Annotated in this window: 25 protein-coding genes; 9 read left to right on the top strand and 16 right to left on the bottom strand. The window is 40.9% G+C overall.

The window, feature by feature from the left end:
- Positions 1-142: 142 nt before the first annotated feature.
- Positions 143-568, bottom strand: a complete 426-nt coding sequence (locus RHM67_RS02545; protein WP_322230373.1) for a hypothetical protein — start codon at positions 566-568, stop codon at positions 143-145.
- A 12-nt stretch (positions 569-580) separates the two neighbouring features.
- Positions 581-1573, bottom strand: coding sequence for a hypothetical protein (locus RHM67_RS02540; RefSeq protein WP_322230372.1), 993 nt, complete (start codon positions 1571-1573; stop codon positions 581-583).
- A 166-nt stretch (positions 1574-1739) separates the two neighbouring features.
- On the opposite strand from RHM67_RS02540, the gene RHM67_RS02535 reads away from it, so the two are divergent.
- Both RHM67_RS02535 and RHM67_RS02530 read left to right on the top strand, forming a co-directional pair.
- Positions 1740-2987, top strand: a complete 1248-nt coding sequence (locus tag RHM67_RS02535) for a DEAD/DEAH box helicase (protein ID WP_322230369.1) — start codon at positions 1740-1742, stop codon at positions 2985-2987.
- 84 nt (positions 2988-3071) lie between these two features.
- Positions 3072-3956 (top strand): TIM barrel protein, encoded by an 885-nt coding sequence (locus RHM67_RS02530; RefSeq protein WP_322230367.1) that lies wholly within the window; start codon positions 3072-3074, stop codon positions 3954-3956.
- A gap of 206 nt (positions 3957-4162) precedes the next feature.
- Here RHM67_RS02530 and RHM67_RS02525 read toward each other — a convergent pair whose 3' ends face one another.
- From RHM67_RS02525 to RHM67_RS02495, 7 genes are all read right to left on the bottom strand, one after another.
- Positions 4163-4738, bottom strand: a complete 576-nt coding sequence (locus tag RHM67_RS02525; RefSeq protein ID WP_322230365.1) for a pentapeptide repeat-containing protein — start codon at positions 4736-4738, stop codon at positions 4163-4165.
- An 81-nt stretch (positions 4739-4819) separates the two neighbouring features.
- Positions 4820-5164: a hypothetical protein gene (locus RHM67_RS02520; RefSeq protein WP_322230362.1), complete on the bottom strand. Its 345-nt coding sequence runs from the start codon at positions 5162-5164 to the stop codon at positions 4820-4822.
- 175 nt (positions 5165-5339) lie between these two features.
- Positions 5340-5717, bottom strand: coding sequence for a DoxX family protein (locus RHM67_RS02515; RefSeq protein WP_322230360.1), 378 nt, complete (start codon positions 5715-5717; stop codon positions 5340-5342).
- 30 nt (positions 5718-5747) lie between these two features.
- Positions 5748-6290: an SRPBCC family protein gene (locus tag RHM67_RS02510; protein WP_322230358.1), complete on the bottom strand. Its 543-nt coding sequence runs from the start codon at positions 6288-6290 to the stop codon at positions 5748-5750.
- A gap of 2 nt (positions 6291-6292) precedes the next feature.
- The gene (locus tag RHM67_RS02505; protein ID WP_322230356.1) at positions 6293-6673 is read right to left on the bottom strand and encodes a DoxX family protein; all 381 of its coding nucleotides are present in this window, start codon (positions 6671-6673) and stop codon (positions 6293-6295) included.
- 19 nt (positions 6674-6692) lie between these two features.
- The gene (locus RHM67_RS02500; protein ID WP_322230353.1) at positions 6693-7103 is read right to left on the bottom strand and encodes a VOC family protein; all 411 of its coding nucleotides are present in this window, start codon (positions 7101-7103) and stop codon (positions 6693-6695) included.
- A 19-nt stretch (positions 7104-7122) separates the two neighbouring features.
- Entirely contained in the window at positions 7123-7341 is a 219-nt protein-coding gene (locus RHM67_RS02495; protein WP_322230351.1) for a hypothetical protein, read from the bottom strand.
- Between the two features lie 118 nt (positions 7342-7459).
- Here RHM67_RS02495 and RHM67_RS02490 point away from each other — a divergent pair, with 118 nt between their 5' ends.
- Positions 7460-7744, top strand: coding sequence for a hypothetical protein (locus RHM67_RS02490; protein WP_322230349.1), 285 nt, complete (start codon positions 7460-7462; stop codon positions 7742-7744).
- The gene (locus tag RHM67_RS02485; RefSeq protein WP_322230347.1) at positions 7734-8159 is read left to right on the top strand and encodes a helix-turn-helix domain-containing protein; all 426 of its coding nucleotides are present in this window, start codon (positions 7734-7736) and stop codon (positions 8157-8159) included. The genes RHM67_RS02490 and RHM67_RS02485 overlap by 11 nt, the downstream gene beginning before the upstream one ends.
- 56 nt (positions 8160-8215) lie before the next feature.
- Here the strand turns inward: RHM67_RS02485 and RHM67_RS02480 are convergent, their stop codons facing one another.
- A complete protein-coding gene (locus tag RHM67_RS02480; RefSeq protein ID WP_322230346.1) occupies positions 8216-8371 on the bottom strand; it encodes a hypothetical protein in 156 nt (51 codons plus the stop codon).
- 136 nt (positions 8372-8507) lie between these two features.
- On the opposite strand from RHM67_RS02480, the gene RHM67_RS02475 reads away from it, so the two are divergent.
- The gene (locus RHM67_RS02475; protein ID WP_322230343.1) at positions 8508-9020 is read left to right on the top strand and encodes a DinB family protein; all 513 of its coding nucleotides are present in this window, start codon (positions 8508-8510) and stop codon (positions 9018-9020) included.
- 117 nt (positions 9021-9137) lie between these two features.
- Here RHM67_RS02475 and rlmF read toward each other — a convergent pair whose 3' ends face one another.
- On the bottom strand, positions 9138-10049 hold the full coding sequence (rlmF, locus tag RHM67_RS02470; protein WP_322230341.1) for a 23S rRNA (adenine(1618)-N(6))-methyltransferase RlmF: 912 nt from the start codon (positions 10047-10049) through the stop codon (positions 9138-9140).
- Between the two features lie 361 nt (positions 10050-10410).
- Here rlmF and RHM67_RS02465 point away from each other — a divergent pair, with 361 nt between their 5' ends.
- Positions 10411-10677, top strand: a complete 267-nt coding sequence (locus RHM67_RS02465) for a TlpA family protein disulfide reductase (protein WP_322230338.1) — start codon at positions 10411-10413, stop codon at positions 10675-10677.
- A gap of 138 nt (positions 10678-10815) precedes the next feature.
- On the opposite strand, the gene RHM67_RS02460 is transcribed toward RHM67_RS02465, so the two are convergent.
- From RHM67_RS02460 to RHM67_RS02440, 5 genes are all read right to left on the bottom strand, one after another.
- A complete protein-coding gene (locus RHM67_RS02460; protein WP_322230335.1) occupies positions 10816-12108 on the bottom strand; it encodes an HlyD family secretion protein in 1293 nt (430 codons plus the stop codon).
- A 48-nt stretch (positions 12109-12156) separates the two neighbouring features.
- A complete protein-coding gene (locus RHM67_RS02455; protein WP_322230333.1) occupies positions 12157-14334 on the bottom strand; it encodes a peptidase domain-containing ABC transporter in 2178 nt (725 codons plus the stop codon).
- A gap of 177 nt (positions 14335-14511) precedes the next feature.
- Positions 14512-15630 carry a TlpA disulfide reductase family protein gene (locus RHM67_RS02450; RefSeq protein ID WP_322230330.1) on the bottom strand — a complete coding sequence of 373 codons (1119 nt, stop codon included), beginning with the start codon at positions 15628-15630 and terminating at the stop codon, positions 14512-14514.
- A 368-nt stretch (positions 15631-15998) separates the two neighbouring features.
- Positions 15999-17594, bottom strand: coding sequence for a vitamin K epoxide reductase family protein (locus tag RHM67_RS02445; protein ID WP_322230328.1), 1596 nt, complete (start codon positions 17592-17594; stop codon positions 15999-16001).
- A gap of 410 nt (positions 17595-18004) precedes the next feature.
- Complete coding sequence (locus RHM67_RS02440) at positions 18005-18199, bottom strand: Arm DNA-binding domain-containing protein (protein WP_322230325.1); 195 nt, start codon at positions 18197-18199, stop codon at positions 18005-18007.
- Positions 18200-19067: 868 nt separating this feature from the next.
- Between RHM67_RS02440 and RHM67_RS02435 the strand changes: the two genes are divergently transcribed.
- The 3 genes from RHM67_RS02435 to RHM67_RS02425 are packed head-to-tail and all read left to right on the top strand — an operon-like array spanning position 19068 to position 20553.
- Positions 19068-20000: an SIR2 family protein gene (locus tag RHM67_RS02435; RefSeq protein WP_322230324.1), complete on the top strand. Its 933-nt coding sequence runs from the start codon at positions 19068-19070 to the stop codon at positions 19998-20000.
- Positions 20001-20030: 30 nt separating this feature from the next.
- Entirely contained in the window at positions 20031-20306 is a 276-nt protein-coding gene (locus RHM67_RS02430; RefSeq protein ID WP_322230321.1) for a hypothetical protein, read from the top strand.
- Positions 20293-20553 carry a hypothetical protein gene (locus RHM67_RS02425; protein WP_322230318.1) on the top strand — a complete coding sequence of 87 codons (261 nt, stop codon included), beginning with the start codon at positions 20293-20295 and terminating at the stop codon, positions 20551-20553. Before RHM67_RS02430 ends, RHM67_RS02425 begins: the two co-directional genes overlap by 14 nt.
- Positions 20554-20715: the final 162 nt, after the last annotated feature.

Raw genomic sequence — 20715 nt, 5'->3', positions numbered from 1 at the left:
TGTTTGTTTAGCAGCGTAGGGGCGCATGCATGTTTAATTTAGAAAGCTAAATGTAGGATTTATTTTTATTGATGCTATAGGAACGTAAACATCAATCAAAAATTTTACAAGGGGGAATGCAGTAGAGGTTAAGGAAGGGTAGCTATTTGTTTATTCCACGCAAAATATCTAACCTGTTCGCCGGTGCGTTAGGCGAGAGAAACGCAGGCATTGTATTACCATCGCGTCGGGGGCGGCTAAGAAACTCTACAGGCCATTCGGTCAGTCGTTGTTTTTTTACGTGTATGCATTTTCCGGCCTTGGGTTCGTCAATATATTCTTTTTGTAATATAAGTGCTAACGGTTCTTCGGCGCCCGGCTGTTGTAATGCGAAGTCTTGAGCTTCCTCGTAGGTTGCGAAAGCGTAATAGTAATCATCCCCGTTTTCTTCATCCTCGGCGCCATTACCTGGACTACACCATACACGATATTCCAAAACCTCGTCCCAAACATATCCACCGCCGGTTTTTACCAATGCAGGATAATTGCCCACAGATGTTACATCTTTAACAATTGGATATATTGACATGCACACAATATACTAATCTTTATGAAACAAAAAATTCAACCCTGATGCTATCCCGAATTGTACGTAGGCGTAGCTATCCTCAAAGTAGATGTTGTAATCATCCTGCCCGCGGTAGCCGCCGCCAACAATTAGCGATACATTTTGCATAAAAGGGAACTGGTAGTAGTATTTAAGGCTGGCGTTAAAACGCTTCTTTAGATCGAGCGCGCCGTAGCCGTTGTACTTATCGGCTATATAAGTAAAATCAAACTGAATGCGCTGCCAGTTTTTAAAATCAGATTTTTTAGGGTCGATATCGTCCTGATATTTTTTCGCGATGTTGTAGATGTAACCGCCGTTCACCCGCACAAAACCGTAATGCCCCGGCAAGCCTTTAGCAGTACCCGACTGACCAAACAACCCGCAGTGGATCTCGACACCTAATGTGCTGTAATGATTATCAATGGTGTTGGCCTTATCAATTCGTTTACCAATGGTGTAATTAGCCGAAAGGAAATCGGTACTAAATTTTCCGCTATCGCGATTAAAACTGCCATCGGGCCTCATAGTTGGCCCGCGGATGCCGTTTGAATGGTGTGTATATGATAATTGCAGGAACTGCGGTTGGTATGGGTCGCGGTTTAACCTGTAATACAAGTTACCGCTTGGCATATAACTTGGCGATTTTACCGGTTCGCCATAGGCTTTTAGCAGTCGCATTTTCACCCTTGCCGATACCTCAAAAAAGAACCGCGATTTTGGTGTGTTTAACAATACAAAATGCCCGTTGATATCGCCCACCAGCAAGGTTTTTAACGGTTGGAAAAGCTCTTGCCCAAAGAAGGATGGCTTTAGGTTTTGAACGTAAATGTTATTGAAGGCCCGGTTAATGATGCGCGTTGCAACCTTGCCGGTATCGATAGGATTAGCTACTGTTGTATCAATAACAGTTGCATAAATTTTACCCGGTGTTACAACAAACAGGAATACAAAAAGAAGCAGTATTTTAATACAGTGTTTAAACATATGAACGAAACCTTATAAATGATTTAGTTTGAAAATAGTTTTCTTAAATAGCAATTTAGAGTGCTATTTATGCGGTTTCATATTACATGATTGTACATCATTATAAAGTAAACATGTATAAAACCACAAAATTGCTTACCTTGCATGCTCATCTTTAATAACATAAGTGACTTTTCAGGATTTTAATTTCAACGAACAGCTTTTAGAAGGCGTTTTGAGCATGGGGTACACTACTCCTACTCCTATCCAGGCAATGGCCATACCGGTTATATTAAATGGCGACGACCTTATTGCCTGTGCACAAACAGGTACCGGCAAAACAGCATCATATTTGCTGCCGGTTCTAAATTATATATGTAACACACATAAGCATCAAACTACTGCCCTTATACTTGCGCCAACGCGCGAGCTTGCCCAGCAGATAGACCAGCAGGTAGAAGGCCTTGCCTATTTTACGGGCGTAAGCTCGCAGGCGGTTTTTGGTGGTGGCGATGGTATGGCGTACGAGCAGCAACGCCGCGGCATCCAAAACAACGTTAACATTATTATAGCCACCCCCGGCAGGCTTATAGCCCACCTTACATCGGGTGTGTTAAAGTTTAATGATATTACCCACTTGGTATTAGACGAGGCCGACCGCATGCTTGACATGGGTTTCTCTGACGATATTATGCGCATTATTGGTTATCTGCCTAAAAAACGCCAAACGCTGTTATTCTCGGCTACCATGCCGGGCAGGATCCGTACGCTGGCTAAGGCTATTTTGACCGACCCACAGCAGATAAACATTGCCATATCGCAACCTGCAGCGGGGATTGACCAGCAAATCTACAAACTGCACGATGGCCAAAAAACGCCATTGCTAAAAATGCTTTTGAAAGATGGTGGTTACCTAAGCTCTATCATTTTTGCATCCCGTAAGGAAATTGTAAAATCGCTTTATAAAGAATTAAAGCAGGCACATATTAGTGTGGCCGCTTTCCACTCGGATCTGCAACAGAACGAGCGCGAAGAGATCCTCTTAAAATTCAAAAACAAGCAACTACCGGTAATTATTGGTACCGATGCATTATCGCGCGGTATTGATGTAGAGGGTATTGACCTGGTTGTTAATTACGACGTTCCCGGCGACCCGGAGGATTATGTACACCGTATTGGCCGTACCGCACGTGCCGCTTCAAAAGGTACAGCCATAACTTTTGTGAACAACCGCGACCTTAAACGTTTAAAGAGCATTGAGGACCTGATAGAGAAACCTATCGCCCTTAAAGAACTGCCCGAAGTGCTGCAAAGCATTGAAGCGCCGCCAAGAGAGGACCGCCCACACGGCCCTGCATCTGGCCAGCGCAGGGATGGTAAACGCAACCCAAAACGATTTGGCAATAACAAACCACCACGCCCTGCTTCAAATTAAACCTTGTAATAATTATGTGGTCTATTTGTTTTGTATAGTCAATGTGTTACATTTACACAAACCAAAAATAAAACTAACCAGATAATGACATCAAGACGTTCGTTCCTGAAAAGCACGGCGGTGCTTTCGGCCGGCCTGTTAATGGCTCCCGAATTATTTGCAGCCCATAAAAAGAGATATGTAGGCGTACAGCTTTATACCGTACGTGATGCAATGGCTAAAGACCCCGTTGCTACCTTAGCTAAAGTTGCCAAGGTGGGCTTTAACTCGGTTGAAGGCGCTACTTATACCGGCACCCAAAAGTTCTACGGAATGGAGCCTGCCGAATTTAAAAAGGTATTGGGCGATAACGGCCTGATCATGCCGAGCAGCCACTTTATGCTGGGCGAAGGTATGCCAAATGCAAAGGGGACCATCAGCAACGAATGGCAAAAAGCCGTTGATGACGCTGCTGCCGTTGGTTTAAAATACATGGTTTGCGCCTACTTGTTAGACAGCGAGCGTGGTACGCTTGACCATTATAAAGAGACTGCCGATAAGTTGAATAAAGCCGGCGAGATAGCTAAAAAAGCAGGTATCCAGCTTTGTTACCATAACCACGATTTTGAATTTGCATCGCAAGATGGTAAATACCCGTACGATGTATTATTGAACAGCACCGATGCCGACCTGGTGAAAATGGAAATGGACATCTACTGGATGTACAAAGCCAAGCAAGACCCCATCGCGATGTTTAAGAAACACCCGGGCCGTTTCCCGCTATGGCACGTAAAGGATATGGATAAAACGCCAAAACAAATGTTTACCGAAGTAGGTAACGGTGTTATCCCGTTCAAAACTATTTTCCCGCATGCCAAACAGGCCGGTTTAAAATACTTCTTTAACGAACAGGATATTTGCCCCGGCGATCCTTTCGTAAGCATTACCCAAAGCTACAATTACATAAAAGCGAATAACCTGCACGTTTAAGGGAAGCAGGGCGATAAGAAGCAAGAAACATGAAAAGCCCGGTTGCGTAAGCAGGCGGGCCTTTTTGTGTTTATTTCCCGCGCGTTTCCCTCCGCGCGTCATTGAGGGCGTAGCGTGGCAATCCCCTACTACAGAGCCGCAGACAAGGCTATCGAAGATTGCCACGTCGCTATTGCGTAATGACGCGTGGTGAAAAGTACCGTTTCTCACACCACCTTTATCCCATACTTCGTCAACAAGCCCTCCAGCCCCGTCATAGCAAATATGGCTTTTTTAAGCGTGTTCAACTCCGGGTCGAGGATGTAGTTGTAGGCGGTGGTGAGGTTTACGGATGTAAGATCGGTGCGGTTAAAAACGGTTTCCAATAGGTTGCATTCCTCAAATACGGAACCTGAAAGATTGGTTTGACTGAAGCTAACTTCTTTAAGTGAAGACCTGCTGAACTTTGTCTTCACCATCTTTTTGCCGGCGAAGGAAGCATAATCAAGGATACAGCCATCGAAGCTAACACCAAACAAAAAGTCTTCGCATTTGCTAAAATTGACGGCCAACAGCTTGCAGCCTTTAAACACAACATCATTCATGGTTGATGCTTCCAGATTGACCATAGACAGGTTGCATTCTTCGAAAACACAATCCAAAAATTTGCAGCGTGTAAACGTGCTATTACTAAAGTCGCAATTGCGAAACGTGCAGCTTTGAAATTCCTTATGGCGGGTGATGCCATCAGTTAGTATTACTTTTTCAAAAGTTTTATCGTCGTAATTAGGCTGATCGAACATGGGATAAAGTTAGGATTTTGATCAGATGGAAGTACCTGAAATTCACTTAAGATTTCCACAATAACATTACATAGGTAACTACTATTCCTTTCTCTTCATCCTCGAAAAAGGGAAGCCGTTGCAGCCTTTCATGGGGTTTTTCCTGTCGGCCTTGGCTGTTGATTCGGCAATCTGATCGGTTTTTGCGTCGTAAACACTGAGGCAAAAGCCCCACATCCAGGGGTCCATATTGCTAAACTGCATGTAATCTATACGGGTGTACAAGCCGCCCTCGCCGGGGTTTTGATCGTCGTTACGGGCAACAATGTACTGGTCTTTAACATTCCATTTAATGATATGGTATTTTGTGCGTGGCAACTGCATAAACAGGGTGTCGTTAACGGTGTAACGGATGCCGTAGTCATCTACAAAATTGCCTTTAAACATGGCGGGCACCTTATCACCAACAAGTTTTTGCTTTGTATGATCTGAGGCGATAAACGAGAAGAATAACAGAATAAAGGCCAGTTTTTACATGTGCTAATTTATCACTTAAACATAAAAGGCACAAAGAATAAATCCCTGTGCCCTCTGTGAAAGTGTTTGTGGTTACTATTTCAGGTTACTTAACCGAGAATAGCGATACGTAGTTTTTACGATAGTAATAGGCCATAAATAAGTTTAGTGCTAATAGTAGTATGCCACCGCCTATATTCGCAGGATCTGCATAAGCATGGAACAAAACAATATTTACCGTGATAGGAAATATAACTACTGTTGCAAGCGCTGCAAAACGGCCCATAACCAATAGCAATCCACATATCAGCTCGATGCTTTTTACAATTTTTAAAATATGCGCCACAGCAATACCTTTGTTATAGATTAGTACCGGTTCTGGCATTACTGCAGGTACCTTCATGAGGTTAAAGAAATAGCTTACCGAGGCAAACAAAAGGAAAAGCCCCATCAGCGTACGGATAATGATCATCGCAATTTTCATAATATTTAGGTTTAGGTTTAAAAGTTTCTATTATTTTTCTAACACACGTTTCAGGTTGTTAAGGCTCTCTTCCATATCGTTGCCCAACATCTTCTCCATGTTGATGAACAACAGCATAGCATTCATGGGGAAAGGTATTTTGCTGGTGAAGGCCCATTTTACGGTTGTAATATCGGCAGTAACTTCCTGCGTGGCAATATAAGTATCGGCCACTCCGGAAAATGGTTTTATAAACACCACGCGGATGTCTATACGTTCACCATCCACAATTGCCTCGATTGTTTGGTTGCCTTTACCTGCCTGTTTCATGTCGCTATCCCAGGCGGCGCTATACCATTCGGTGCCATCAGTACCGGTGTAAGTCATCCGCTTGTTAGGGTCCATCATTACCCATTTGCTGTAGTTGTCCATATTACGCAGATACTTTACGTAATCGAACACCAGTTGCCGTGGTTTATTGATAATAATACTGCGCTGGATATTGTAGCCTTTAGGTGCGATTGCTGCGAGCAGCAACACCACTACGATTATCCCCGCGAAGACCCCAATGATGGTCATTACCGTATCGTTCATGATTATAGGTTGTTAATGGCTTCGTAACGTTTCCAGAAGTAGTACAAGGTAAACATTACCGCCAACATTATCAAAGGCGGCACTAACAGGCCAATGCCATCGCCAACAAAAGCCCGTGAAGCAAATGCCCCAATAAAGTTGATAAAGAAGCCTGCAAATGCCCACTCTTTAACTGCTTTGTATTTGTTTTGGGCGATGGCTATTGCCCCTGCGATTTTAAAGGCGCCCGTTATTGCCATGATGTAAATTGGATAACCCAGATGGCGCATAACTTCCTGCCCTGTTTTTTCGCGCAACATCCCTGCCGCGCCGTCGGGCAGCATCGCCAACACAAATAACGTCGTTAATGACCAATAGATTATTCTTATTGTTTTTGCTTTCATGATAGTTAAATTCTATTACTTATTGTTCATCGGTAAATACGCCCCAGCCAATGCCATACCTGTCAATTACGTTACCCATGGTGCCGGCAAAAAAAGCCATAACCTCGTGTACTACTTTGCCACCCCCGGCCAGTTTTGCAAACTTTTCGTTAACCCCCGCTTTGGTAGCGCAGGTAATAGTTAACGATACCAGCCCCACAACGGCTTCGATATTAGGGTTCGGCATATCGGTACCCAGCAGGTTAAAATCGCTGCCGGTAAGGTCGGCATGTAAAACTCCGCCCTGTGCCTCTGTAGGGAAATTATCTTTCATGGGCGAGTCTTTTACCGGCATCAGGTTTAATTCGCCGCCTAATACGCTTTGATAAAAGATCATGGCTTCGGCACACTGGTTGTTTTTAAAATTGATGTAAGCGCTGATCTTTGACATGGTTTTAATTTTTAATAGTTTATAATTTAATTGTAAGTACCTCACAATAATGACCGTTCAATGTAAGCAGTGCTATGATGCGGTGCGGGCAAAAATCTCTTCCCTCCACCCTAAGTATCTTATCGCAATCGTCCAGGTCGAAATTTATTTTTCTGGCGGGGAACTGCTCCAGAAGCGCTTTTAAAAGCATCTTCGAGATCCGTTTTTGCCGCACATTTGTCTTAAAGATCTCGATCATTATAAAGTTAATGAGTTGATACAATACAAAGGTGCGGGGCTTTTGTATATTTACAAGGGTGTAATAACGACAATATAAGGGGTTGATTGCGACGGTAGTACCATCTAACTTTGAAACTATGAAACACGTATCAATACTTATACCGCAAGGCGAAACCAGCCTTAGCAACATCGAGTCTACCTATAAGATGTTATCGATGGTAAACCAAACGCTCGACCGGATGAAGAAGGCGCCGCTGTTTAAGATACAGCTGATAGGTTTAAGTAAAGAAACGGAGCTAACAAACGGGCTGTTCACTATTAAACCCGAACTTACCTTTGATGAAGTGTCTAAAACCGACCTCATCATTAAACCTGCTGCTTTACCTAATAGAGAAATTTGCGGGCAGGGGTATGGCTATTAATTCGTCTAAGATCTTCGAGATTGATATCGAACGCAACAGCCAGTCGCTGTTTATTATCTTCCACGGGCAAAAAGACCATGAGGCCGATGTGATCAAAAAGGCGCAGCATTTTATAGAGCATAATTACCGGGAAAAGATCACGGTAGATAGCCTGGCATCTATGCTGGCCCTAAGCCGCCGCCATTTGGAACGACGCTTTAAAAAGGCCACATCAAATACGGTTGTAGAGTACATGCAACGTGTACGTATCGAAGCCGCCAAAATGAGCCTGGAAACCATTCGCGAGAACGTGAACGAGGTGATGTACAACGTGGGTTATACCAACACCAAAGCCTTCAGGATGATATTTAAGAAGATAACCGGCATATCACCTGTGGAGTATAGGAATAAATACAGTAAGGATAAGGCGGCATAAGCCTCTCCCCGGCCCTCTCCGAGGGCGCCGAGGAGAGGGAAGTAAGAAAATAATCATTATTCTTTATCTGGGTCTTTTGGCTCTACAAGCGAAGAGTCGATATTATCCTTTTCAAAGTCCTGCTCGTCCTTGCGGTTACGCAGCACGAGCCATATCACCAGTGCTAATAGCACCAATAACACTACACCTAATGTGAAATAATTGATTTGCATATAGTTATGACAGCAAGGAGCGTGCCCAAAGACACTATTTAACAAAAAGATAATTTACCTGATTTTTAAAATCCTGCTGACATACTGCTGTCATTCCCCTGTTGTTTCTTTGTTAAACAAATTAAAACTAACAACCATGACAAGCACAACAACAGAAACAACCAGCACCCCGGTAATTACAGCAGACGAATTATTAAAACACTGGCAGGGCCACCGCACATTAAGCCGCAAGGTTTTAGCTGCCTTCCCGGAGAAAGACTTATACGAATTTAGCATTGGCGGCATGCGTACCTACAATGTGCTGGCCGGCGAGATGCTTGGCCTTGCAAGCGCCGGCATCAACGGCATAGCAACGGGCAAATGGGAAACCACCCCTGCATTAGATTATTTTAACGAAAGCATCCACATTACCACCAAAGCCGAGTTTTTAGAAGCCTGGGACGAAGTGACAGAACAGATAGAAGTTTTATGGCCGCAGATCCCTGCCGACCGTTTCCAGCAAACCGAGGCGGCCTTTGGTCAATATCCAAACACTATTATCAACACCATCCTTTACCTTGTAGATAACGAGATTCACCATCGTGGCCAAGGTTATGTTTACCTGCGCGCGCTGGGTATTGAGCCACCTGCATTTTGGGATAGATTTTAATTAAAAAACCCATGTCATTGCTGTAAGTGAAAACACGTGGCAATCTCAGCATATCCGATATGCCTATGAGATTGCCACGCTATTGCTTGCAATGATATACTTTTATTTAAGAGATGGTTAAAAACGCCAGGCCAGTATCCTGCTGGTTTTTTGCCCTTGCGACATGCTGATGGTTTTTACATCGGCAGCCTTGTAATAGTCAAGGGATTTATAGCAGCCATCCAACGTGGTTTTTTTAGAGATAAGGGACGAGAACCATTTACATGATTTGGCGTACTGCTTACTCTCGGTGATCATCTTGTTCAGGAAACGGGGTTCGCCGCCTTCGTACCAAAGCTCGTTATTGCGGCCGCCAAAGTTTAGTTCTGCGCCTTTGTCCTGCCCCAGGTTTTTCCACTTTCGGGTCGATTTTTCTTTCACCTCTTTTGATGATGAATGGAAAGGAGGATTGCACATAGTAATGTCAAACTTTTCTCCGGGTTTTATTACACCGTCAAAAATATTAGCATAGGTACTTTGTTTACGGATGTCGATAACGCCGGTCAATCCGTTATCTTCCACTATCTTTTTTGCCGATGCAAGGGCAATGTAATCGGCCTCGCTGCCAACAAAATTCCAGCCGTATGTTTTATGGCCAATTAGCGGGTAAATGCAATTTGCACCAACGCCTATATCCAGTACTTTAATGCTACTTCCGGTTGGCACTTCGCCTTTGTTACCTTCGGCAAGTACATCTGCAATGTAATGAATATAATCGGCCCTGCCGGGGATGGGCGGGCAAAGGAAGCCTTCGGGGATATCCCATATATTAATACCGTATTGTTTTTTAAGCAATGCCTGGTTAAGCGTTTTTACCGCTTCCGGGTCGGTAAAATCTATTGTTAATTCGTCGTGGTCGTTTTGCGAAACAAAATTGCGCAGGGCAGGCAAAGCCTTTATCAAAGCCTGAAAATCGTACCGGCTGCGGTGTGCATTGCGGGGGTGAAGGATGGTTTTTTCTTCGGATGCTGCGTTTTGTTTATCTGCCATAATAGGTTGCAAAGTTAGTAAGTATATTGGCAATCCTCAAAGGCGCATGGTAACACTCAATAATATAAGCTATATCGGGCAATTATATTGATGACTTACCCTAAATAACCTTTTAGTTACTTTAGGATGGATACTTTTGTTATTAGCTTCATTAAATAAAGTTTAACTGTACTTAAGCGCATTTTGTGACGGAGACTGGCTTTCGGCCATTCTGACAAACCTGAATAAATGGCGCGAAGATTATCCGCAAGAAAAGGTACACATTCACTTCGACAAGCCCCTTTATAGTATTGGCGATGACATTTGGTTTAAAGCATATTTAGTTAATACCGAAAACCATGAATTATCTGCCTTAAGTAAGGTGCTGTATGTCGATTTGCTTGATGATAGGGACTTTGGTGTTAGCGTTGACAAGGATTCCGCGAAATTGAAACGCACTATAAAGGAGTTGCAAATGAACTGGTTTCAATATTTCGATAAAGAAACAGATATTTCTAAATTATACGGCGTTACCGCATACCCTACTTATTTCTTAATTGACCAGCAAGGTAAGATATTATATACATCCAATAACCTCAATAATGATGAATCTGAACTAACCAAAACGCTTGGTCATATCTTGAAGTGATTATTAAATTATAAGATCAAAGTGTTAAATTAAACCCCTTTTACGTCTTTATCTATTTAGATATATAACTGACTTAAAGATTATTATATAGAAAGATTAAGTTATGTTAGATGGATGTAATAGGTTATTAAAGTTACCTTAGTTACTCTTCATTGCTTTGATGACGTTACGGGTTAGGCGTTGTAAAACAGTAGCATCTTCGGTAACAATTTCAGCATCGGCAATCATTCCCTGTTTAAGTACCACGGGCTTTTTCATGTCGGATGTTTTAGATGTGAACACCACTTTCGATAAAAAGATGCTATCATTAAAAGGGACGTCGGCTATATATGCTATTTTGCCATTCAACATACCAAATTCTTCAAAACGGTAACTTCTCAGCTTTACCAATACCTTTTGCCCTTGTTTAACTTTGCCAAAATCATCTTGCGGGATATTCATTTCGCCAAAAAACTTTTCATTACCATTACTTACATAAAAAACCTCGTGTGCGGGGCTAACTACCTGGTTTTCCTGAATGTTACCTGCAAAGATCACTCTTCCTGCTTGCGAAGCGTACAACACATATTTATTCTTCCAGTCTTCGGCTTGGCTTATCAGGCTGTTTAAAGCCTGCGAAAACTTTGACCTTTCTTCGGCAACCTGGTTATCAAGCTCAAGTATTTCTTTCTGCTTAGCCAGTAAGTTAGTATTTGAAGTTATGAGTGCGGCATCTGTTTGTAACAGCGGCGCTTTTCGTGATATGTATTTACTCTCCTGCTGGCGCAATTCTGCAGGCGTCTCTACTTTTTGCTTTTCCAGCTTTTGGTGCATATCGTACTCCTCTTTTGCCAGGTCGGCATCCCGTTGCTGTAATAATTTTTCGGCCTGTAGTTGCCCGGTTTGTTTGTTAAGGCCCTCAATGTCATGCAATAAGTAGGTACGCTTTTTTACCAGGAAACCATTCTCAATAGATGCTTTATAGGCCAGGTAGGATTGGATGAAAGTTTGGTAGGCCCCCTGCAATTCGCCAAGGTTATTATTTGCCGTTTTATTGAAAAAAGCGTCGTCAATTTGCCCGCCCGGCGATGCCTGCTGTAGTTTTAACAAACTTGCTAAAAGTGTTAACACTTCATCATGGTTTGCAGTGCTTTCTATATAAGCCAGGGGTTGGCCTGTAGTAATTGTTTGGTTATTGGTTACAAGCAACTTATCAAGTTTACCCGTTACTTTAGGTATAATAGGCTTAGCTATATTAGGTGACGATATTTTTAACTTCGTTTTTACAATATCAGGGTATTTAATAAAAGCCGATAAACTTAATAAGAGCACCAGGATGCAAAAAAACAGCGTAATGCCCCAACGTAAGATCCACGCAGGTACAACTGTTATAATGTCCTGCATATCATCGCTATGCCTGGCCTGGTGATTCGTATTGAGATTTGAAGGCATGTTAAATATAAATAGTGATCAATATTAATTAATGTTTTTTAATTGCGTCTACGCGCCTAATTCTAACTGATTTTTCACCAGTTTATAATAATCGCCTTTTAAGGCGGTTAGTTCCTGATGCGTGCCTTGCTCAATAATGCAGCCTTTATCAAGCAAAATAATGTTATCGGCATTGCTAACGGTACTTAAACGATGCGCAACTATCACTACTGTACGGCCTGCAAAAAACTCGGCCATATTATCCATAATCACCCGTTCGTTATTGGCGTCGAGCGAGTTAGTTGCCTCATCAAACAAAATATATTCGGGGTTTTTGTACACAGCACGGGCAATTAACAACCTTTGGCGCTGGCCCTGGCTAATACCATTACCCTCGGCACCAATTTTGGTTTTGAGGCCAAACGGCAGGCCGTCTATCAGATCTTGAATATTAGCCACGTGGATGGCATGGCGCAGTTTTTCTTTATCGGGATAATCATCACCAACGGCTATGTTACGTTCTATCGAATCAGAAAATATAAAGCCATCCTGCATCACAACGCCACAGTGCGCGCGCCAGGTTTTAAACCCGATGCTTGCAAGCGACTGACCGCCTATTTTGATATCCCCCTTTTCGGGCACATAAAACCGGAGCAATAATTTTAGTATAGTTGTTTTACCGCTCCCGCTCATACCCACTATGGCGGTAGTTTTGCCTTGCGGAATTTCCAGGTTAATATTATCTAACACCGCCTCATTACCGGCACCCGGATACCTGAAGGTTAAATTGGTTAAACTTAAACCGCGGTTTTGCGGCAACGAATGATTATACTCTTTCTCCAATGGTTCTTCATCATCCATTTCATGGATCTCGTTCAATCTTTCTAAACTTATTTTGGCATCCTGAAAGCCTTGTATAAAGCCCAGGAATTGCTGTATAGGCCCATTTAACTGCCCTATTATATACTGCACAGCTATCATCCCTCCAAGGGTTAATTGCCCGTCTATTACGGCTTTGGCGCTTAAAAAGGTTATAAGCAGGTTGGTAGATTCATTTATTAAAGTAGAGCCGCCCTGCTGGTACTGGCTAAGTGCAAGGTTTTTTACGTTAAATTTAAATAAGCGAGCTTGCAGGTGCTCCCATTCCCAGCGCTTTTGCTGTTCGCAATTATTCAGTTTTATCTCCTGCATGCCGGTAACCAGTTGTACTATACTGCTCTGGTTTTTGGAAGAAATTTCAAAACTTTTGTAATTAAGTTCGCGGCGCCTTTTTAGGAAGGCGAATATCCAGGTGAGATACAATACACTACTTACCACATAAGTAAAGAATATAGCGATGTTATAGTAAGCAAGCACAACAGAAAATACCACCAAATTAAACATGGAGAATAACGTGCTTAGTGTAGAACCCGTTAAAAAGCTCTCTATACGGCGTTGGTCGCTCATGCGTTGCATAATATCGCCAGTCATTTTGGTATCGAAAAAACTCATGGGGAGTTTCATCAACTTGATCAAAAAATCGGTTAGGATAGATATGTTTACCCGGGTACTGATGTGCAGCAGTATCCACGATCGTATAAACTCCACGCTCACCCTGCCAATAATTAAGGCCGCCTGGGCAATAATAATGATGTAAATAAAATTAAGGTTGCGGGTGTTGATACCAATATCCACTATAGACTGGGTTAGGAAGGGAGCAACCAATTGCAGCAAGGTGCCAATACCCAAACCAAAAAGGAGTTGTATAACCAGTTGCCTGTAAGTAACCAGGTAACGCAGTAAAAAGCCCCAGCTTATTTCGCTTCCTTTTTCATTCTCCTGCTCATAAAAATATGGGGTAGGGCTTAGCAGCAAAGCAATACCCTCGCTATTTTCTGTATCTGACAGCCAGTTGGCAGCAAACTCCTGCTCACTCAATTTTATTAAGCCCTGGCCAGGATCGGCAATGTGGTATTTGCCCTTGCTTATTTTGTAGAGCACCACAAAATGGTTTTGGCGCCAGTGTAAAATACAGGGCAGCTCGGCTTCTTTTAAATCGGCTATGTTTAGTTTAGCCCCCAGCGACCTAAATCCGATCTTTTCGGCAGCATCACTTATGCCCAACAGGGAAACACCCTCGCGATTGATCTCGCAAAGTTGCCTAAGGGTTTGTACTTTAAAATTACGGCCAAAATGTTTTGCCACCATGCGCAGGCAGGTGGGGCCGCAGTCCATTTGATCGGGTTGTTTATAGTATGGGAATGGCATGATGAAAATATAAGGAGACTATTTTACAATTAAAAACTAATGTTAAACATATTCAGGTATTACTTACTAATCTTAGGAAATGCCTTTGAGGATGCAAGGAAGGATTGCTGCAATTATCTTTTCTTGTGCCGGTTTGGAACAACGAGGTTATGTGGTAATAATTATGATTGCAACACATCAATGGTCGTTTACCAATATGTTATCTATTATTCTGAATAATTCTTCTCCGTATAAATTTTTTGCGATAATCTTCCCTTTTTTATTGAGAAGAAAATTAGCTGGGATTGAAGGTAGATAAAGCTTTGCCAGGATTTTATCAGAGGAGTTAGCATCAATCGTTTGCTTCCATGTCAAACAACCCTCCGCTATTGCTTTCCGCCAAGCGTTCTTGTTCAAATCGATAGAAATGCTCACTACTTCAAAATTTTTCTGCCTATATTTATTAGCTATTTTTCGGATATTGGGATTTTCTTTTCTACAAGGTATGCACCACGACGCCCATATATCTAACAATACATATTTCCCTTTATATGCCTGAATATTGAATGGTGTACCTATAGTGTCTACCGTATTTAGCTCAGGTAAAACTCCACCAATCGAGGTACTGTCAATTACATACTTCAGTTCTTTACCCCATTGATTCAATTGTACGTTATTCGGAAGTGAATAAAAAGTTTTCTTTAAATCATTAGTTTCTATGTTTGATACTTGATCATGTAATATCTTGGAATTAATACCCGATGTCGGGTTTAATCTTGTCCAATTCAAAACGTACTTTACAAGTGCTTTTTGTAATTCAGTTGATAAAGAGTCTCTTTTTCGTAATTTTGATTTGGAAATGATTTCGTCGACATTTTTGCCATTTATGTACCGATCATAATCCACTCTAGCAACACCGTAATCTTCGATCAGTTGAATGCTATCTAATTGTGCTTTATATTTTTTATAATCTGCTGCTGTATTATTATTATTAACAATTAACCGCTTAAAAAGCGAATCTTCTAAAATTATATTCGCTTTACCTGTGTCTAAAAACAATACCTCGCCACCGTTTGAACCTTTTAAATAATAAAGCTCTGGACCATTTGCCTTTATCAAGAACGCAAACTTATGATTAGACACTTTAGTACTCCAGATTTTTTCGGATTTGGCCAAACGTTTAGGCAGAATCTGTGACAAGCGTATTTCGGTTCCATCTTTCACCTTAGCGTCATTACAACTAATGTATAGATTGCCTTGCCCATTTATCAAAACGGGAATAGCCAATAAAACCCAGTAAAAAAGTAAAATTTTCATATTTTAAAAAATTTACTCATAGGAGCCAGCTTGGCTTCTATGAGATATTTGTTAGGATATATTACCGGAACCTTTCCAGCAATAATTTGCCGGGTCACCAGTAGCTTGGCATGTTGAGATTTGACACTTTGATCCATATTGCGAACTCGCACAACCATCATCATTTTAACACTCGCTTGTTAAACAACCATTTCCACCCCAGGCTGTCTCAAACCACCTAACACACTTTTCATCTCAACTCTGCTGAGTTTGTTAAGTTTTAACATAAAAATAAAATTTATTAATTGTTACTTTTGCCGTAACCACGCTCCGGCAATTTGGCGGCATATATTCAAGTGCATGCTCCTTTACTTTCTCGAGAAGTTTCTTTATTGCTCTACCAAAAGGTATTTAATATCTTGTATCCGGTAAACCTCCGGTAATCGGTAACCGTTTACCAATATGGTGGGCGTGGCTTTTATTTCGGCCATTTTGCACCATTCTTCTTGTTTTTCCAGCTTGTAATATTTTGTTTCGTTAAGGGTAACAGGGTGCACATTAGCCCAGGCTTTATAATCCTTTTGTTTTTGCTCGTACCAATCGCGCAGGGCATTTTTCACCTTGCTTTTATCCGGCAATTCGTTCAATGCCATCAAATGGCGGGTAACCGGAGTTTTAATGTCCTCTTCTTTATTATTCGCGGTAAATACCAATCTCAATTGTATGTCCTTGTTGCGGTTTAGCCACTCATCTAAAATCTTATGCGTAACGGCACAGGGCGGGCAATAAGGGTTGCTTACCATCGTAATAACATTCCCTGCTTCTACATTGCCTAAAACAATACTCCAATCATCGGCAGGCATTGCATATTTGGGTTGCTCCTTTAATAAAGAATTAAATAGATCACTATTATACTTAAACTTGTGCAACTGATATTTAAGCGATTTGGCTTCCTGTACTTTTAAAAATAAAGGTTTAAACAGTAACCAAATGGCTACAGGCAAAGCGAGGCATATTAATAAACCCGCTAATGCCGTAACGCTTAAGGCTTGGAAAGGCATTTTAAAAAAACCTACAAGAGGAATAAACTCCAGCCACAGCAGTGCCTGTACCATGCAGCAAAATATACACCACTGTTTAGCAACGCGTGCCTGGTAATAAATAGAGTACACGGTATAAGGTAAACTAATTAGGTTTAGTATGGCCAATGCCTGCAGCAAAGCAATGTTGCCACCGCCAAATAAAATTACCAGCCAGGTGCCCGTAAAATAAAAGAAGCCAACTTCACTCCAGCTTAGCCCTTCAAAAACATTGGCCGCTTTTGATGTAAGTATGGCATTGCAATTGGTTTTGCCGCCACCACCGCAAAGGGTTTGCACAAGCGGGTTGTTTCGATCTATACTTTGTATAAGTAATAATACAGAAACAGCTACCCCGGCAGTTTTAAACAGCAAGGCCAAAATGATGTGCCAGCTTGTAAAAACCGGTGCTATGCTTATAATGCCTGCAACAGCTATAAATATCAATAAACCTAAACCCAGAGTAAGGCGTGTGTCGTTATCAGATAATTTAAACTCGGCGCTTGCTTTTGCAAACGGTTGCCCGTTGCCTTCTACCGCCAGCACAACATTGTTAAAAATGGTGGTAAAGCTATGAAGCGTTAACGTATAATTTTTACGGGATTGATCTGTAACGGTAACTTCTTGTTGGTTTAATGCGGTTACCAGCAAAAATTCTGATCCTGATTTTCGGGTATGGGCAATAAACGGCAGGGGTACGTCTGGTAGCTCATCGCTATCGATATGATAAGCGCCCGATTCGATTCCGAAATTATTTAGCACGTCATTAAGTGCTAAAAGATTGGGATAGTCGGGATGGATATTTAATTCATTGGTTACCTGGTCTGCGGTAATATCAGGGTCTACCAGTTTGATCAGCTCGATCAATACCGAATCGGCATTGTTAGGTTTAGAAAAGAATGACATCGGTTTAACTTATTGCAATAAACCTATTTACTAAAAAGCAAAAATGCAAGAATTATTTTCGAAACAGGTATTTTTACGCGATTTACACCTGTTGATCACCACATTTAAAGAGTTTTATTTCGTTTAACTAAATCTTAAATCGCATGGGTTAATGTCTGTCGATCTGTTGTATTGTAAGATAATTCAAGTTAAGATTCTCAATATCGTTAACATCCCCTTTTCTTTGTTCGACTCCCCGACCGATAGTTGCTTCACTCCTCTTTCCATCGACCGAAATATGCACACAGATAAACCTTTCGCCTTATTCATAGCATTTTATCTACTTAGATAAGAAAGAGTTTATAAATTAGCAATTGGTGAAAACACGCTCTAAAACTCATCAAAACAGCGAAAAAAGATTCATAAAAAGGCTAATTTTGAATCGTCCTTAAATAAGTTGACGGATGGTCTTGTAAGGTGTCGAGGTAAGAGTTTAGGCTGCGAACGTCCTCTTTGGTGCCGATAGCACGACCTGCCTGTGTATTCCAGCGGGCGGGGTCGCAAGTTTTGCCTGTTGAAGCTTCCGCTCTTTGGCCGTCAACAGTAACCCGAAGATAGTTAGCCACTGTGCAATTTTAGTAGGTAGAGCGCTTCTTTAAATAAAAAAGCAAATTGATGTTAGTTCTCATTAAAAATGAATTAAATAGTGAAACAAAATTGATTAGTCCATCACTTGCAAACAATATGTTCAGCTATTGAACATCTTGCCAATCAGTTACTTATGGCGCTTCTGGTGAGCATCTTGTTTCCTCAAATATGCTCACCGAAATGCTCACCTTTTATATGGTAAAACATGCATATTTTGGTGTTTTTTGGCAAAAAAAGCCTGTAAATCGATGATTTACAGGCTTTTAGTCAATTTTGATATTGTTTTGAGCGGAATGGACGGGACTCGAACCATTTCGATATAGCGCTAAATAACAGGTGTTTATGAAATCTAAAAACTATTAGTCACCGATTAAGACACCGGATAACTTGAGGTAATTTGAGTTGTTTTAAAGAACTTTTGATGAATCAAATTTACAAAAAAGGAACTGAACTTTTGGATTATTTATTGTAAAAAAGTTTAACAACTCTGTATTCTAAATTTCAATTGACATTAGAATGTAATTATAGAAATACATAATTCTATAATTGTAGAGGAGGTTGATTGGCTTACCCCAAACAACTCTGTGCTCTTCCATTTTATGTCTGGTGCATTCCTAAAATCACGCCAAAATTGGTTGTAATTCATGAAAAACGTTTTGCCAGGGCCGGTTGCGGACCAGACCGCTGAAAGCTACGCCGCCACTTTTGACACGCATGTGCTTGGCGTATTGTTATCGATGAAGTAAAAGTTGTTGGTCATGAAAGCAAATTACCCCAAATTCATAACTATTAGGAAATCCCCTTGAGTAAGATTAGCTTTGATAATATTAGTCAACCTTATCTTATATGGCTCCTCCGATAAAAAAGGAAACAAAATTATTTATTTCTGCTAATCAGTCGATTACACTGGTTTCAGAAACGGCAGACATCGGCAATGAAACAACGACCATTATGGTTAATGATTTGCCGTTTAAATACATAGAGGAAACCCCAACCACCACCTCTGAGAAGGTTGAATTTGCAAATAAGCTAAAAAGAGCAGCTTATTCTTTGTTTTTAAAATCGCATTTTGAAAATTTAATTATCCTAACAGGGGCTGGTTCTTCAGTCGGTTGGGGCGGGCTAACAATGAAAGAGCTTTGGGATAAAGTGGAAACCAAACTCACTACACCTGTAATGGAAAAATTTTGCAAAGAAGTAAAATTTATTGGTGATGTAGCACTTTCAACTTTAACAGAGTCGCAAAAGGATTTGGAAAAACTACTTTCAAAAGCTAATACTGCAAAAAACTTTGTTACGTCAGCCTTTGATATAACAGGAACGATAGAAATCTGTGAAGCCGAAATTTTTAGCAATTGTAAAATAACTTTAAAAGATGATTCACCCCATGAAACTTTTTTAAATAAAATAACTAACAGAAAACTTAAAGATCCGAGAGTTAAGATTTTCACATTGAATTATGACACCCTATTTGAGCAGGCTTCGATAAATGGAAATTTTACGGTTATTGATGGTTTTTCATTTTCATCCCCAAGGACGTTAAGTGGGAGGAATTTTGATTATGATATAGTTTATCGTGAAAAAAGCCGAATCAAAGAAGAAGAAAGTTTTGTTCCAAAAGTTTTTCATCTATACAAGCCGCACGGCTCTGTTAATTGGGAATTGAATAGCAAAGATCAAATCATCATTAACGAACACACCGCGAAACCTTTGATGATTTACCCAAAAGATAGTAAATACGAGAACTCTTATGACCAGCCTTTCTTTGAAATGATGTAAAGATTTCAACAGAATTTAAGGAAAGATAATGTGTTATTGATATGTGTGGGATTTAGCTTTAATGACAAACATATTGTCACGGCTATTAAAGAGGCGGTAAGTCAAAATCCGAGCTTTAGATTGCTCATCGTTATTAGAACAATAAGAGATTCTGAAGCGATGAAATGGTTTATCGAAAAAGCTAATAAGCAGTATAATGTTATGATAGTAGCCGAAGAGTTTAAAGATTTTGCTCAAAATTACCCTGCTTCTAAAGTCTATTCGGATAATTCTAATACAGCACCCGCACCAAATGGAGTACAATAAACCTTTTGATCATAATTATTTCATTGGCTATATAAGTCAGGTATTCCCTGATTTTGTAAGGGTACATTTTCCATCATCTGTTCTGTTAAATAAGTTTATTTTTTCGGGAGAAGAATTTAATGCTGGTCTGGTAGGTAACTATGTTACTATTGAGGGAGAGAATCACGGATTTTTAGGTAAAATATTAGAACTATCATTACCAGAAAAAGAAAGGTTGTCTCGTCCTGGTTTTACTTGTCGTTTTTGAGTAGTAATACTGGAATCGGTTTACACCGATATTTCATTAGTCCTGCTTTTACTTTACAAGGGTACGCCTTTTATTTTCTTAATAGCTGAAAGCTTACCTCTTATTGTTATTATTAGCGTGTTAGGATGTGGGAAACTCCTTCAGTTTTCCATATCCTAATGC

The sequence above is a fragment of the Mucilaginibacter sp. 5C4 genome (assembly GCF_034345625.1).
GTDB classification, from domain to species: domain Bacteria; phylum Bacteroidota; class Bacteroidia; order Sphingobacteriales; family Sphingobacteriaceae; genus Mucilaginibacter; species Mucilaginibacter aurantiaciroseus.
This window is presented reverse-complemented; position numbering and strand designations above follow the sequence as displayed.